At 61.0% G+C, this 13,854-nt stretch carries 13 protein-coding genes; 8 read left to right on the top strand and 5 right to left on the bottom strand.

Annotated elements, in window-relative coordinates:
* The first annotated feature begins 218 nt into the window (after positions 1-218).
* Positions 219-494, top strand: a complete 276-nt coding sequence (locus CKW26_RS06600; protein ID WP_095047967.1) for a hypothetical protein — start codon at positions 219-221, stop codon at positions 492-494.
* 71 nt (positions 495-565) lie between these two features.
* On the opposite strand, the gene CKW26_RS06605 is transcribed toward CKW26_RS06600, so the two are convergent.
* Both CKW26_RS06605 and CKW26_RS06610 read right to left on the bottom strand, forming a co-directional pair.
* A complete protein-coding gene (locus tag CKW26_RS06605; RefSeq protein ID WP_095047968.1) occupies positions 566-1,630 on the bottom strand; it encodes a hypothetical protein in 1,065 nt (354 codons plus the stop codon).
* A gap of 115 nt (positions 1,631-1,745) precedes the next feature.
* On the bottom strand, positions 1,746-1,949 hold the full coding sequence (locus CKW26_RS06610; RefSeq protein WP_007918829.1) for a hypothetical protein: 204 nt from the start codon (positions 1,947-1,949) through the stop codon (positions 1,746-1,748).
* Between the two features lie 243 nt (positions 1,950-2,192).
* Here CKW26_RS06610 and CKW26_RS06615 point away from each other — a divergent pair, with 243 nt between their 5' ends.
* From CKW26_RS06615 to paoC, 4 genes are all read left to right on the top strand, one after another.
* On the top strand, positions 2,193-3,947 hold the full coding sequence (locus CKW26_RS06615) for an L-lactate permease (protein ID WP_095047969.1): 1,755 nt from the start codon (positions 2,193-2,195) through the stop codon (positions 3,945-3,947).
* A gap of 290 nt (positions 3,948-4,237) precedes the next feature.
* Positions 4,238-4,861, top strand: coding sequence for an aldehyde dehydrogenase iron-sulfur subunit PaoA (gene paoA, locus CKW26_RS06620; RefSeq protein ID WP_095047970.1), 624 nt, complete (start codon positions 4,238-4,240; stop codon positions 4,859-4,861).
* Complete coding sequence (locus CKW26_RS06625) at positions 4,858-5,814, top strand: xanthine dehydrogenase family protein subunit M (RefSeq protein ID WP_095047971.1); 957 nt, start codon at positions 4,858-4,860, stop codon at positions 5,812-5,814. Before paoA ends, CKW26_RS06625 begins: the two co-directional genes overlap by 4 nt.
* The gene (gene paoC, locus CKW26_RS06630) at positions 5,811-8,009 is read left to right on the top strand and encodes an aldehyde oxidoreductase molybdenum-binding subunit PaoC (RefSeq protein WP_095047972.1); all 2,199 of its coding nucleotides are present in this window, start codon (positions 5,811-5,813) and stop codon (positions 8,007-8,009) included. The genes CKW26_RS06625 and paoC overlap by 4 nt, the downstream gene beginning before the upstream one ends.
* 445 nt (positions 8,010-8,454) lie before the next feature.
* On the opposite strand, the gene CKW26_RS06635 is transcribed toward paoC, so the two are convergent.
* Positions 8,455-8,931 (bottom strand): cupin domain-containing protein, encoded by a 477-nt coding sequence (locus CKW26_RS06635; RefSeq protein ID WP_095047973.1) that lies wholly within the window; start codon positions 8,929-8,931, stop codon positions 8,455-8,457.
* A gap of 97 nt (positions 8,932-9,028) precedes the next feature.
* Here CKW26_RS06635 and CKW26_RS06640 point away from each other — a divergent pair, with 97 nt between their 5' ends.
* Positions 9,029-9,922: a LysR family transcriptional regulator gene (locus CKW26_RS06640; protein ID WP_095047974.1), complete on the top strand. Its 894-nt coding sequence runs from the start codon at positions 9,029-9,031 to the stop codon at positions 9,920-9,922.
* 19 nt (positions 9,923-9,941) lie between these two features.
* Here CKW26_RS06640 and CKW26_RS06645 read toward each other — a convergent pair whose 3' ends face one another.
* The gene (locus CKW26_RS06645) at positions 9,942-10,886 is read right to left on the bottom strand and encodes an aldo/keto reductase (protein ID WP_177409229.1); all 945 of its coding nucleotides are present in this window, start codon (positions 10,884-10,886) and stop codon (positions 9,942-9,944) included.
* A 112-nt stretch (positions 10,887-10,998) separates the two neighbouring features.
* On the opposite strand from CKW26_RS06645, the gene CKW26_RS06650 reads away from it, so the two are divergent.
* Both CKW26_RS06650 and CKW26_RS06655 read left to right on the top strand, forming a co-directional pair.
* The gene (locus CKW26_RS06650) at positions 10,999-11,769 is read left to right on the top strand and encodes an alpha/beta hydrolase (protein ID WP_095047975.1); all 771 of its coding nucleotides are present in this window, start codon (positions 10,999-11,001) and stop codon (positions 11,767-11,769) included.
* 302 nt (positions 11,770-12,071) lie between these two features.
* Entirely contained in the window at positions 12,072-12,938 is an 867-nt protein-coding gene (locus tag CKW26_RS06655) for a CAP domain-containing protein (protein WP_095047976.1), read from the top strand.
* On the opposite strand, the gene CKW26_RS06660 is transcribed toward CKW26_RS06655, so the two are convergent.
* Positions 12,908-13,849, bottom strand: a complete 942-nt coding sequence (locus CKW26_RS06660; RefSeq protein ID WP_095047977.1) for a bifunctional oligoribonuclease/PAP phosphatase NrnA — start codon at positions 13,847-13,849, stop codon at positions 12,908-12,910. The genes CKW26_RS06655 and CKW26_RS06660 overlap by 31 nt on opposite strands.
* Positions 13,850-13,854: the final 5 nt, after the last annotated feature.

Raw genomic sequence — 13,854 nt, forward strand, 5'->3', positions numbered from 1 at the left:
TGGCAAGCCAGCTCCCACAAGGATTTCCAGCAGCCGCAGATTTTGTGATCGCCTCAGAACCTGTGGGAGCTGGCTTGCCAGCGATAAGGCCATCAGCAACACCCCAAAAACTCTAACCATCACTGCCATCGATATTCACCATCGCCACGATTGCCTTCCGCCCACCGCCCATCAAAGGCACGATTGACCCATCCGAAACACAACGAGGAGTTCACAACATGATTCACACCCACGTCACACTCTCCGTGAGTTTCCCGGTGTTCGGCAGCAACTATTACGACCAGCACGCCGTGTCGCATAAGGCTCAAGCGCTGGTGTTCAACGAAGATTTCGAAGATCTGCTGATGCCCGCCGCCACGAATCATTTCAACAATGAAGTGGTCGGCATCAACGATCAGTTCCGTTTTCTGAGCGACATTCTCGCCACCCATTTGCTGGACATCGAGGCCTCTGTGCCTGCGCGATCCAGCGTCCGGGCGAGCGCTCATTTTTAATTGCAACAGGCACAAAAAAGCCCACTGGCCGTATCGGCGCAGCGGGCTTTTTCACATCAGGATTGCGCCGTTCAGCGCTTCCAGCACTCGGCGTAACGCGAGCAGACGTTGTACTGCGCATCCATTTTGGCCATACGGTCGAGATGGCGTATGACGGTTTCGCCCATGACCTCCTTGGACGACTGGAAGTAGTACGTGATCATGCCGGTTTCCATGTCGGCCTGCACCGCATTGCCACGCTTGCCGGAAGTACCATCGACGGCAGACCATTCTTTCAAGCGCTTGTCGTCGATACTGCGCAGACGTTTGCGATACTCGTCGCTGGAACGGGTGATCGCCTCGCTGGGAATCGCGGAACCCTCAATGTTGAAGGCGTCTAGATTCTGACGGTACAGCGCCCAGTAATCGTCTGGCAGTTCAAAGCCCATTTTCGCCTTGCGCTCGCTGACCAGCGAATCGAGTTTTTCCGGCGTAAACGTCGTCGCGGCGCGCGTCTTCGCGTCGGACTTCAACACCACGAAGAGGCTGCCATTGACGATGCGGTCGATCATGACCGTCCGCTCCGGCGTATCCGGCAGCAGCACTGGCGGCTTGGGAAAGATCGGGTTGCGCCCGGCACAGGCCGCCAGCCCCTCGCGTTTCATCGGGAGCGGCGTGCGTACGTCCTTGCCATCGATGCGCTGCACGCGCTGCATCAGCGTCGAACACTGGCGGCCCTTGAGGTCGAAGGTCAGCTCATATTCTGTATCGCGCTGAGGTTTGAAGCTGAAACCCGACCCGCACACGGCATAACCGGTCTGGGTGTTGACCTTCAGGTACATTTCCTTGTCGGGCGGCAGCTTGATTTCCAGGTAGCTCTTGGCCTTTTCCGGGGGCGCCACGCTCATGCCCACCCGGCGCGCACTGTCGACGATGAACAGGTTGTTGAGCAAGCCGGTGGTCTGGCCATCGCAATGCTCTGCATCGTAATAATCCACCGACGCGTTATCGGTGCTGGCGACAAAGCGCAGCTTAGCGGCATCAGGTGCGACCGAATCCTGATAGGTTCCCAACTGGGTGCACCCCGACAGCAGCAGGCCCGACAGAACTGCACTGATAACAACGGGTATACGGCGCGACAGCAAAGCCACAGACATGATCATCCTTGGGGGAGAAGGGGAAAAAAAACGGCGATGCTACTGAATTGCCATCATTGCGTCCACTCCCCCGCATCTGCGCGACTGTTCTACTAATGGGGCGCGCAGAACTCAGTCAATCATCATCCCGATCGCGGTAGTAGCGACGCCCGTCGCGACGATCATCGCGGTCGTCCCAGCGCCGGTCGTGGTCGTAATTGCGGCCATGATCGCGGTCGTAATGCCGGCCATGGCGGTGGTCATCATCAAAATCCGCCACACAGCCGCCGAGCAATACGGCGGCGGTCACGGTCAGCAGCATCGTTGTAGCGCGCTTCATTCAATACTTCCCTAAAACCAAGGTCTTGACGACGGAGTTGGCGACGCTGCCCGCGCCTTCAGGACGCGGTGCGCGCAGCCGCAGATACGACCGGGCAAAACGCCTTTGATTCAGTGGCCACTATCGACCGTTTGTCGCCCAGCCCGCGCTGACCGAACGGCGGCGAAACGCCACCTATACTCCTTGCAACCAAGCACCACGCAATGGATCTGCGCCCTCAATAACAACAAGCAGAGGTGGACCATGGTCTGGCAGCAAATTTACGACCCGTTCGGCAACCCGGTGATCTCCACGCTCATGGCCGCCGTACCGGTGGTGGTGATGCTTGCGGCGCTGGCGTTCTTCCACGTCAAGGCGCATCTCGCGGCGCTGCTGGCGCTGGCGTCCGCCCTGCTGATTTCGATTTTTGCCTTCGGCATGCCGGCGAGCATGGCCGGTTCTGCGGCGTTGTTCGGTGCGGCGAATGGCTTGCTGCCAATCGGCTGGATCGTCCTCAACATCATTTTTCTGCACCGTCTGACCACCGAGAACGGCTCGTTCAAAGTGCTGCAGGATTCCCTTGCGCGGATCACCGATGACCGCCGTTTGCAGTTGTTGCTGATCGCGTTCTGCTTCGGTGCGTTTTTCGAAGGTGCGGCGGGGTTCGGCACGCCGGTAGCGGTGACCGGGGCGATTCTGATCGGGCTGGGGTTTTCGCCGTTGGCCGCGTCAGGTCTGGCGCTGATCGCCAACACCGCGCCGGTGGCATTCGGCGCACTCGGTACGCCGATCATCACGCTGGCCAAAGTTACCGGGCTGGATGAAATGGAACTGTCGATGATGGTTGGTCGGCAGTTGCCGTTTTTCTCGGTGCTAGTGCCGTTCTGGCTGATCTGGGCCTTCGCCGGGTGGCGCAAGATGCTGGAGATCTGGCCGGCGATTCTGGTGGCCGGCGTCAGCTTCGCGATCCCGCAATTTCTGGTGTCGAACTACCACGGCCCAATGTTGGTGGACGTGATCGCCGCGCTGATTTCCATGGCCTGTCTGACGCTGTTTTTGAAGGTATGGAAACCGGCGACCATTCACACCTCAGCAGCGCTGTCAGGGCGCGTCGACAACTCCAAAGTCGAGGAAGAAAAAATCACTGCCAGCGCCGCGTTCAGCGATCAGGCGCGCCCGGCGGTGATGCGCGCGTGGATGCCGTGGATCATCCTCACCGTATTCGTTTTTGCCTGGGGCACTCAAGGCTTCAAGAATATGTTCGACACCCGGCCTGCGATTGATCCGGTCACCCAGTCGGCCAAGCTTGATCCCGCTGGCAAACCGCTGCGCGAGGCCAACCCGATTTTCGCCCCGGCGGTGACGTTCACCAGCCTGCACCTGCAAATCGAAAAAGTCCCGCCCGTGGTTGCCGCGCCGAAAGCGGAAGAAGCGGTGTACAAATTCACTTGGCTGACCGCCACCGGCAGCGGGATTCTGCTGGCAGCAATTGTCGGCGGTTTGCTGATGGGCTATTCCATCCCGCAACTGATCAAGCAGTACCTGCGCACGTTGTGGGTGGTGCGGTTTTCGTTGATCACCATTGCGGCGATGCTGGCGCTGGGGTTTCTCACGCGCTACTCGGGACTCGACGCGACCATGGGTCTGGCGTTTGCCGCGACGGGGATTTTCTACCCGATGTTCGGCACGTTGCTCGGTTGGCTGGGAGTGGCGTTGACCGGGTCGGATACCGCGTCGAACGTGTTGTTTGGTGGTTTGCAGCGGGTGACGTCGGAACAGCTCGGGATCAGTCCGATCCTGATGGCGGCGGCGAACAGCTCCGGCGGGGTGATGGGCAAAATGGTCGATGCGCAATCGATCGTGGTCGCCTCCACCGCGACCCGTTGGTACGGGCATGAAGGCGAGATTCTGCGCTATGTGTTCTTCCACTCGATTGTGTTGGCAATTCTTGTCGGCGGGCTGGTGACGTTGCAGGCGTATGTGGCGCCATTTACCTCGATGGTGGTGGGCGGGCATTAGTCCGGCCGAACACATTTCAAATGTGGGAGCGAGCCTGCTCGCGAAAGCGGCCGGTCAGGCAATGAAGATTTTGGCTGGGCCGACCTCTTCGCGAGCAGGCTCGCTCCCACAGGGATGTATGTAAGGCAGAAGATTGATGAGCTGTGCGCATAACTCTATAGCGCAAATCCGACAAAACCTTTTCCTCTTTCCGGCAGTCACTCCTTAACGAGACCGGCGATGACGCTGGCTGCCTGCTTGGGCCATTCACGACCCTGCTGCCCTGATGAAGAGAGAAAAGGAATCGAACCATGACGATTTCCCGACGCGGATTTCTGATCCTCGGCGCCGTGACCGCCACTGCCTTCGCGATGCCGCCGTTTATCAGCCTCAAGGCCTATGCGGCCAACCTGGAGCAACCGGCCATGAGCAAAGTGACGATCAACGTCAACGGCAAGCCGCGTGCGCTTGACGTCGACACCCGCACGACCCTGCTCGATGCCTTGCGCGAGCACCTGCACCTGAGCGGCACCAAAAAAGGCTGCGACCACGGCCAGTGCGGCGCCTGCACGGTGATCGCCGATGGTCGACGCATCAACTCTTGCCTGACCCTGGCGGTGATGCACGAAGGCAGCGAGATCACCACCATCGAAGGCCTCGGCATGCCGGACAATCTGCACCCGATGCAGGCCGCATTCATCAAGCACGACGGCTATCAGTGCGGCTATTGCACACCGGGGCAGATTTGCTCGGCGGTGTCAGTGATCAAGGAAATCCGCGACGGTATCCCCAGCCACGTCAGTGAGGGCCTCACCGAGGCGCCGCAGTTAATCGCCAGAGAGTTTCAGGAGCGCATGAGCGGCAATATCTGCCGCTGCGGTGCCTACTCGAACATCATAGAAGCCATTACCGAAGTCGCGGAGGTACCGGCATGAGACCGTTCAATTACAGCCGCGCCGACTCCCCCGCCGCTGCCGCTGCGCAAGCCGCACAGGTCGAAGGCGCACGCTTCATCGCTGGCGGCACCAACCTGCTGGACTTGATGAAACTCGACATCGAAACCCCGCTGCACCTGATCGACGTCAACCACCTCGGCCTGGATCAGATCGAAGCCACGCCCGAGGGCGGCTTGCGCATCGGCGCGCTGGTGCGCAACACCGATCTGGCGGCCGATATGCGCGTGCGGAAAGACTACGCCCTCCTCTCGCGCGCCTTGCTCGCCGGGGCTTCCGGACAGTTGCGCAACATGGCGAGCACCGCCGGCAACCTGCTGCAACGAACGCGCTGCCCGTATTTCTACGACACCCATCAAGCCTGCAACAAACGCAATCCCGGCAGCGGTTGCGCGGCGATTGGCGGGGTCAGTCGGCAACTCGGCATCATCGGCGTCAGCGACGCGTGCATCGCCACGCACCCGAGTGACATGGCAATTGCCATGCGTGCCCTCGATGCGCAGATTGACACGGTGAAACCCGACGGCAGCACCCGCAGCATCGCCATGGCCGACTTTCACCAGTTGCCCGGTACCACGCCGAACATCGAAACCAGCCTGACGCCCGGCGAGTTCATCACCTCGGTGACACTGCCCGCGCCCGTCGGCGGCACCCACATTTATCACAAGGTGCGTGATCGTTCGTCCTACGCATTCGCGCTGGTCTCGGTCGGCCTGATCCTGCAAAAAGACGGCAGCGGCCGCGTTGCGGTCGGCGGTATCGCGCCGAAACCGTGGCGGGTTGAAGCGGCCGAAGCGCTGCTGCCAAAAGGCGCCAAAGCCGTCAGCGAACGCCTGCTCGACGGCGCCACGCCGACCCACGACAACCAGTTCAAACTGACCCTGGTCGAGCGCACGCTCGGCTCGGTGTTGGCGCAAGCGAGGGATGAAGCATGAAATTCGACACGCCCGCCACCACCAACCCAATCGACCAGTTGAAGGTCATCGGCCAACCCACCGAGCGCATCGAAGGGCCGTTGAAAACCTGCGGCCAGGCCACGTATGCCTACGAGCAACATGAAGCGGCCGCCAATCAGGCCTACGGTGTCATGGTCGATGCGGCCATCGCCAAAGGGCGGATCAAAGCCATTCATCTGGACGAGGCGAAAGCCGCGCCGGGCGTGCTGGCGATTGTCACCGCCGCGAATGCCGGCAAGCTCGACAAGGGTCAATACAACGCCGCCCACCTGCTCGCCGGTCCCGAAGTGCAGCATTATCAGCAGGCCGTCGCGCTGGTCGTCGCTGAGACTTTCGAACAAGCCCGCGCCGCCGCGCAACGGGTCAAGGTCGATTATGAAACCACCGAAGGCAAATTCGATCTGGCCAGCGTGAAAGACTTGGGCGTCGAGCCGAAAGACGAGTTGCCCGACGTCAATCATGGTGACTTCGACAAGGCCTTTGCCGCCGCGCCGGTGCAGTTTGATCAGACTTACACCACACCGGACCAGTCCCACGCGATGATGGAACCCCACGCGACATTGGCAGCGTGGAAAGGCGATCAACTGACCTTGTGGACCTCCAATCAGATGGTCGCGTGGAGTGTCGGCGACATTGCGAAAACCCTCGGCCTACCGAAGGAAAAAGTTCGTTTGGTCTCGCCGTATATCGGTGGCGGTTTCGGCGGCAAGCTGTTCATCCGCGCCGACGCGATTCTCGCCGCCCTCGGTGCGCGCATGGCTGGCCGACCAGTGAAAGTGGCCCTCGCCCGCCCGCAGATGGCCAACAACACCACGCACCGTCCGGCGACAATTCAGCGCATCCGCATGGGCGCCACGGCGGACGGCAAGCTCACCGCCATCGCTCACGAAGGCTGGTCGGGCAACCTCGCCGACGGCAAGGTCGAGCTCGCCGCACAACCGAGCCAGTTGCTGTACGCCGCTGAAAACCGTCGCGTGAGCATGCGCCTCGCGCCGCTCGATTTGCCCGAAGGCAACGCCATGCGTGCGCCGGGTGAAGCACCGGGGTTGATGGTGCTGGAAATCGCCATGGACGAGATGGCCGAGCAACTGAAGATGGACCCGGTGCAATTCCGCATTCTCAACGATACGCAGGTCGATCCGGTGAAGACCGAACGACCGTTTTCCCAGCGGCAATTGATCAAGTGCCTGCAGACCGGGGCCGAGAAATTTGGCTGGGATCAGCGCAAGGCTCAACCGGGCAGCCGTCGTGAAGGTCGCTGGCTGATCGGCATGGGCGTGGCTGCGGCGTTTCGCAACAACCTGCTGGTCAAGTCCGGCGCCCGCGTTCATTTGGAGCGTGACGGCAAGATTGTTGTGGAAACCGACATGACCGATATCGGCACCGGCAGCTATACGATCATCGCGCAGACTGCCGCCGAGATGATGGGCGTAAGCCTCGACGCGGTGGTGGTGCGGCTGGGTGACTCGAACTTCCCCGTGTCGGCCGGCTCCGGCGGCCAGTTCGGCGGTAACTGCTCGACCTCCGGGGTCTATGCCGCGTGCGTAAAACTGCGCGAAGCAGTGGCGAGCAAACTGGGGCTGGCGGCGGACCAGGCCAAATTCATCGACGGTCAGGTGCGCGTCGGCAGCAAGAGCGTGCCATTGCGCAACGCGGCTGAAGGCGGCGCGCTGGTCGGCGAGGACAGCATCGAGTTCGGTGATCTGGCCGAGAAGTATCAGCAGTCGACCTTCGGCGCACATTTCGTCGAAGTCGCCGTCGACGCGGCCACCGGTGAAGTACGCGTGCGGCGCATGTTGGCGGTGTGCGCGGCGGGACGGATTCTCAACCCCACTTCGGCGCGCAGTCAGGTGATCGGTGCGATGACCATGGGCGTCGGTGCAGCGTTGATGGAAGAGTTGGCGGTGGACAAGAAACTTGGGTTTTTCGTCAACCATGATCTGGCCGGGTACGAGGTGCCGGTGCATGCCGATATTCCGCATCAGGAGGTGATTTTCCTCGATGAGACAGATCCGCTGTCTTCGCCGATGAAGGCCAAGGGTGTCGGTGAGTTGGGGATTTGCGGGGTCAGTGCGGCGGTGGCGAATGCTATTTACAATGCTACGGGGGCTAGGGTGCGGGAGTATCCAATCACCCTCGATAAAATCCTCTCTTCACTGCCGGAGATGATCTAAACGCCTGAAAAGAGCCCCTCACCCTAGCCCTCTCCCAGAGGGAGAGGGGACCGATCCGGGGATATTTGAGGGCTGCACCGACGTGAACGTCTTGCTGTGAATCCATAATCGACACCGCACTTTCAGGTCGGAGTGCTGTGAATCCGTAATCGACACGGCACTTTCAGGTCGGAGTGCTGTGAACCCGTAATCGACACGGCACTTTCAGGTCGAAGTGCTGTGAACCCGTAATCGACACGGCACTTTCAGGTCGAAGTGCTGTGAATCCGTAATCGACACGGCACTTTCAGGTCGAAGTGCTGTGAACCCGTAATCGACTCGGTCTCTCAGGTCGATGTATGGCGCAAGACACCTCGGTCGGCCCCCTCTCCCTCCGGGAGAGGGCTGGGGTGAGGGAAATCAGGTGGCGCACCAGCATGGGGTGCTAGTGCGCTACCAACAGCTTTCAGTCAGCTCGCGGATATTGCTCATCACTCACCTGCTCCATCCAATCCGCGACTTTGCCATCGAGCACTTCAGCAATCGCGATATGAGTCATCGCCGTGCCAGGCGCCGCACCGTGCCAATGCTTGGCCCCCGGCGCAATCCACACGGTATCCCCTGGACGAATCTCACGAACCGGCTGCCCCCACTCCTGCACAAACCCGGAACCGGCCGTGACGATCAAGGTCTGTCCCAACGGATGTGTATGCCACGCGGTGCGCGCGCCCGGCTCAAACGTCACCGTCGCACCACTGACCCGCGCTGCTTCGGTGCCTTTGAACGGCGCATCGACCCGCACAGTGCCGGTGAACCAGTAAGTTGGGCGGTTGGCCGAAGGTTGCGAACCATTCGGTGTGACGGTCACTCGTGGTGTTTCATTGGCCTGCACCTCACCCGCTAACAGGGAAAGGGTCAATGCAGAAGCGGCAATCGGGTTCATGGCGGTTCCTCCGGATAAACAAAGTCAGCACTCTACCGGCGTCAACTCTTCAGATAATCGACTAGAATTCGAAAAAACTTATGCAGGACACTCATCAATGCTTCGAGAAAACGCCACCGACCTGCTCGCCTTCCTCGCCGTGGCCCGCGAGCGCAGTTTCACCAAGGCCGCGGCCAAGCTCGGTGTCTCGCAGTCCGCGTTGAGCCATACCATCCGCGCACTCGAAGCCCGTTTGGGCCTGCGTCTGCTGACCCGTACCACCCGCAGCGTCTCGCCCACCGAGGCTGGCGAGCACCTGTTGCAAACCATCGGCCCGCGCTTCGAAGAGATCGAAGTGGAACTGGCGGCACTGAGCAATCTACGTGACACCCCGGCGGGCAAGATCCGCCTCAACGCCACCGACCATTCGCTGGACTGGCTGCTGCGCCCGGTACTCAAATCCTTTCTGCCGCAGTACCCGGACATCAGCGTCGAGGTGAGCTGCGACTATGGTTTCGTCGACATCGCCGGCCAGGGTTTCGACGCCGGCGTGCGCCTGGGCGAAGACGTCGCGCAAGGCATGATCGCCACCCGCATCGGCCCCGACATGCGCATGGCGGTGGTCGGTTCACCGGCCTATTTTGCCAAACGCGCCAAGCCGCAAACGCCCCGCGACCTGACCGACCACGCCTGCAACAACCTGCGCCTGCCGACCAATGGCGGGTTGTACAGCTGGGAGTTCGAGAAGGATGGCGAAAGCCTGAAAGTGCGGGTCTCCGGGCAAATCACCTTGAACGGTGTCTACCCGTTGCTCGACGCTGCGCTGGACGGTTTCGGCCTGAGTTACATCCCGGAAAACATCGTCGCACCGTATCTGGCCGACGGCCGATTGCGGCAAGTGCTGGAAGACTGGTGCCCGACGTTTGCCGGTTATCACCTGTATTACCCGAGCCGTCGTCAGGCTGCGCCGGCGTTTGCGTTGTTGCTGGAGGCGTTGCGCTATCGCGGCTGAGCGCCGTCTACGAGATCGATTAACCCAGCAGCGCAATCAACTGATGCCGCTGCGCATCGGTGAGCATCGGCCCGAACCCGGCCTTGGCGTTATCGGCCATATAGCGCGGATTGCCCGTGCCCGGGATCACGCAAGTCACCGCCGAATGCGAGAGCAGAAACTTCAACGCCAATTGTGGCCAACTGTTGACCTGCACATCCGACACCCAGCCCGGCAGCGATTTGCCTTTGAGCCGGGCCAGCAGTCCCCCGCCACCGAACGGCCGATTACAGATCACCGCGACGCCGCGTTCGCGGCACAAAGGCAAAATACGTTTCTCCACGCCTCGGTCATCGAGGGCGTAGTTAATTTGCAGAAAATCCAGTGGCTCGGCCTTCAGCACCGCTTCGACTTCGTCGTAGGCCGAGGGTGTGTAATGGGTGATGCCGATGTAACGGATGCGCCCCTGGGTTTTCCATTCACGTAGGGTCGGCAGGTGGGTTTGCCAGTCGAGCAGGTTGTGGATCTGCATCAGGTCGATGCGTTCGGTGCGCAGCAGGCTGAACGACTGCTCCATCTGCGCGATGCCTTCCTTGCGCCCGCGCGTCCACACCTTGGTCGCCAGAAATGCTGGCGAACGCGGTTCGTGGATCGATAGCAGTTCACCGGCAGTCTGTTCGGCGCGGCCATACATCGGTGAACTGTCGATCAGCGTGCCGCCCTTTTTGAACAGCTCATCGAGCACCGCCGGCAATTGCCGATAGGCCGGGTCACCGGGCGCGACGTCAAAGCCGCGATAGGTGCCCAGGCCCACGATTGGCAGCGACTCGGCACTGGACGGGATGGCACGGGTCTGCATGGTTTGGCCTCCGGTGGTCGCGGACGTGGTGGTTGTGGCCAGCGCCCGATCAAAGGTGAAGACCGCCGAAACCCCGGCAGCCAGCGTGAGCAATCGGCGACGGGAGTAACCCTCAGTGTGGCTCATGCTGGTTCCCCTGTTGCGCTGATCTGTTGCATGTTGTGTGTGCGAGCGGCCCGGTTGCAGGGCTGAACTACACTGCGACAGCGATCCTTCACACACCGTTAAAAGTAGCCGAATGTCCCGAACCTTGATGTCACTCGTCGCATTGATCGTTGCCGTGTACCTGGTGCTGTGCGCGGCGCTGTTCTTTTTTCAGCGCTCGCTGATCTATTTTCCGCAGCCCAATGCCGTCAGCGGCAGCGACTCACAACTGATCCTGTCGATGCCGGACGCGCGGGTTTCAGTGATCACCCGCGAGCGTGTCGGGCCACGGGCGCTGATCTATTTCGGCGGCAATGCCGAGGACGTGTTGCGCAATCTGCCGGAGTTTGCCGAGGCGTTTCCCGATTACGCGGTGTATCTGCTCAACTACCGCGGTTTCGGTGGCAGCGGCGGTTCACCGTCGGAAGCGGCGATTGCCGAGGATGCCTTGGCACTTTTTGATCAGGTGTACGCCAGCCACCCGCAGGTTTCGCTCATTGGCCGCAGCCTGGGATCGGGCGTCGCGGTGCGTCTGGCCAGTCAGCGGCCGCTGCAACATTTGATTCTGGTGACGCCTTACAACAGCCTTGAAGAAATCGCGGCGCGGCAATACCCGTGGGTGCCGGTGAAGTGGTTGCTCAAGGAGCGATTTGAGTCCGGCAAGTACGCCGCGCATATCCGCGTGCCGACGTTGCTGCTGGCAGCCAGTGACGACGAGGTGATCCCTCGCGCCAGCACCCAGCGTTTGCTGGAAAGTTTCCCGCAAGGCGTGGCGCTGCTCAGAGTGGTACCGGAGTCAGGGCATAACTCGATTTCCGACCGTGCGCAGTATTTGCAGTGGATGGGGGATCTGTTGAATCGCTAATGAGGATTCACCCGTGCTTTTTGTGTTGGCTGGGCGAACGCTATCGCTGGCAAGCCAGCTCCCACAGTTTTTGCGGTGAACACAATTTTTGTGTACGGCTCCGTCCCCTGTGGGAGCTGGCTTGCCAGCGATGAGGCCAGTCCAACCACGCTTAATCGTCCTGAAACATGCAGCAAGTCGTCGCCCCACAATAAACCCCCTCCCCGCCCCTTGAACCAAGTCCAAAAAGCCCAGTCCTACTCGCGCCGCTTTCTGCGGTTCACTCAACTTTTGCGCTGTCCTCCTTCAGAGCTGCCCGTCTCATGCGCCACGCCGTTCGTTCGTCTCGCTTCGTTTCGCTGTGCCTGCTGATCCTTTCACCGCTGTTCGCTGAAACCGCCCATGCCGGTGCGGAGCGACAACTGGTGGCTGCCATCAACGACTATCGTGCCCATCCGCAGCGCTGCGATCGACGCCCGGCGCAACGTCTGGCGCCGTTGGTGCTGAAGTCGAACCTGGCCTTGCCGATCGGTTATCGCTACGCCGGTGGCATGCGTGAAGCGCTGAAGTCGTCCGGGTATTCCGCCATCGCGGTGCGCAGTATTCGCGTGATTGGGGCCGAGGACGCCGAAGAGGCCTTCGACTTGCTGCAAGACGAACACTGCGCCGCGCTGCTGGATGCGAGCTACGCCGACATCGGTGTCAGTCGTTCGCGTAATGAATGGCAAGTGGTGTTGGCGCAACCGGTGCTCGACAGCCGTGTCGGCGATAACCGCAGCGTCGGCAAGGCCTTGCTCGCTGAGGTAAACGCCGCGCGCGCCCGGCCACGGATGTGCGGACGCCAGCGCTTCGCCGCCGCCCGGCCGTTGAGCTGGAACGCAGCACTGGGCGCAGCCGCGCAGGGGCACAGCAAAGCCATGGCTTACGGCAACTACTTCGCCCACCGCGATCCGGACGGCGACCTGCCTGCCGATCGCGCCCGGGCGGCCGGCTATCGCGGTCGGCAGATCGGCGAAAACATTGCTGCCGGACAGAGTTCACCGGGCAAGGCCATGGCTGGTTGGCTGGCCAGCCCCGGGCACTGCGCCAACCTGATGAATCCGATGTTTACCCAGGTCGGCGCCGGGTTTGCCAGTGAGACGCGCAGTGACGAAGGGGTTTACTGGACGATGGTGTTTGGCGCGCAGTGACTGGCAGCGTCCAGTGCCAATTTCAATAGTTCCTTGCGCAGCATTGAGGGTGCCCGCACGGCCAATCCGCCCTGCCAGTCGAGTGGCAACAAGCGATTGAGCTTTTGCTGGCTGACCTCGGCTGGCGCCAGAAAGCAGCTTTCGCGGTCGCGGATACTGATCACATTCAGCAGCCAGTCATCGCCCTGCTCTGCCATCCAGCAATTGATCATCGGCCGGTGCTTTTGCAGCAAGGTGTCGGCATCCCAAACAGTCATTTGCGCGAAAAAGCATGGCAGGTTGCTCTCGGGTTGCATCCGTTTCGAGTCGGCTGCCAATGCAGCGGCAAGGTTCGACTCGATGTTGGCCTGGCACTCGAGAAAATATTGCCGAGGCCAGTCTGCCGGCAGTTTTGCCCGTGAAGCGAGGTCGGCGTAAGCCTCGATGTCCGCTGGCGTGGTCATCTGTCCGGTGAAATTCTGCGTGTTGTCGAGAATCGCGGTGGCCAGCAAAGCGGCACTTTGCACGCTGATCTGCAGCAGCACACCGGCCGCCTGCCAGCGCTGAAAAACCTGAGTTGCCGCCGCGCCGATCGGGCGAATATCGGCAGCAGACCCAAGCTTCTGCGCCCAGTAATGCTCGTACCCCGGATGATGATCGATGACTTCCACCACCCGTTCGAGCACCACCAACGGGTCGAAATGGTGATAGTCCGAGACATCGACCAGGACAAACTCATCGTCCAGCGTCGGCTGGCAATCGTCAAAAGCAGCAGCCCAGCCAAGCACGGTGTGCGAAACGCTGGCGTTGGGTTGTGCGCTGCTCATGGCGCGGGCGGGAATGCCTCGCAGATTGAGCAGTTCTGCATAAGCGATGCAGCAGGCGTAGGCGTCGATGTCCAGATAGGACGCGCCGGAGGTGATGATTTTCATGGGCC

This window comes from Pseudomonas sp. Irchel s3h9 (assembly GCF_900187475.1).
Classification (GTDB): Bacteria; Pseudomonadota; Gammaproteobacteria; order Pseudomonadales; family Pseudomonadaceae; genus Aquipseudomonas; species Aquipseudomonas neuropathica.

What these genes read in the sequence shown, in the direction of transcription:
- CKW26_RS06600 (WP_095047967.1), top strand. Translation starts at nt 219, where the DNA reads ATGATTCACACCCACGTCACACTCTCCGTGAGTTTCCCGGTGTTCGGC.
- CKW26_RS06605 (WP_095047968.1), bottom strand. Translation starts at nt 1,630, where the DNA reads ATGTCTGTGGCTTTGCTGTCGCGCCGTATACCCGTTGTTATCAGTGCA.
- CKW26_RS06610 (WP_007918829.1), bottom strand. Translation starts at nt 1,949, where the DNA reads ATGAAGCGCGCTACAACGATGCTGCTGACCGTGACCGCCGCCGTATTG.
- CKW26_RS06615 (WP_095047969.1), top strand. Translation starts at nt 2,193, where the DNA reads ATGGTCTGGCAGCAAATTTACGACCCGTTCGGCAACCCGGTGATCTCC.
- paoA (WP_095047970.1), top strand. Translation starts at nt 4,238, where the DNA reads ATGACGATTTCCCGACGCGGATTTCTGATCCTCGGCGCCGTGACCGCC.
- CKW26_RS06625 (WP_095047971.1), top strand. Translation starts at nt 4,858, where the DNA reads ATGAGACCGTTCAATTACAGCCGCGCCGACTCCCCCGCCGCTGCCGCT.
- paoC (WP_095047972.1), top strand. Translation starts at nt 5,811, where the DNA reads ATGAAATTCGACACGCCCGCCACCACCAACCCAATCGACCAGTTGAAG.
- CKW26_RS06635 (WP_095047973.1), bottom strand. Translation starts at nt 8,931, where the DNA reads ATGAACCCGATTGCCGCTTCTGCATTGACCCTTTCCCTGTTAGCGGGT.
- CKW26_RS06640 (WP_095047974.1), top strand. Translation starts at nt 9,029, where the DNA reads ATGCTTCGAGAAAACGCCACCGACCTGCTCGCCTTCCTCGCCGTGGCC.
- CKW26_RS06645 (WP_177409229.1), bottom strand. Translation starts at nt 10,886, where the DNA reads ATGAGCCACACTGAGGGTTACTCCCGTCGCCGATTGCTCACGCTGGCT.
- CKW26_RS06650 (WP_095047975.1), top strand. Translation starts at nt 10,999, where the DNA reads ATGTCCCGAACCTTGATGTCACTCGTCGCATTGATCGTTGCCGTGTAC.
- CKW26_RS06655 (WP_095047976.1), top strand. Translation starts at nt 12,072, where the DNA reads ATGCGCCACGCCGTTCGTTCGTCTCGCTTCGTTTCGCTGTGCCTGCTG.
- CKW26_RS06660 (WP_095047977.1), bottom strand. Translation starts at nt 13,849, where the DNA reads ATGAAAATCATCACCTCCGGCGCGTCCTATCTGGACATCGACGCCTAC.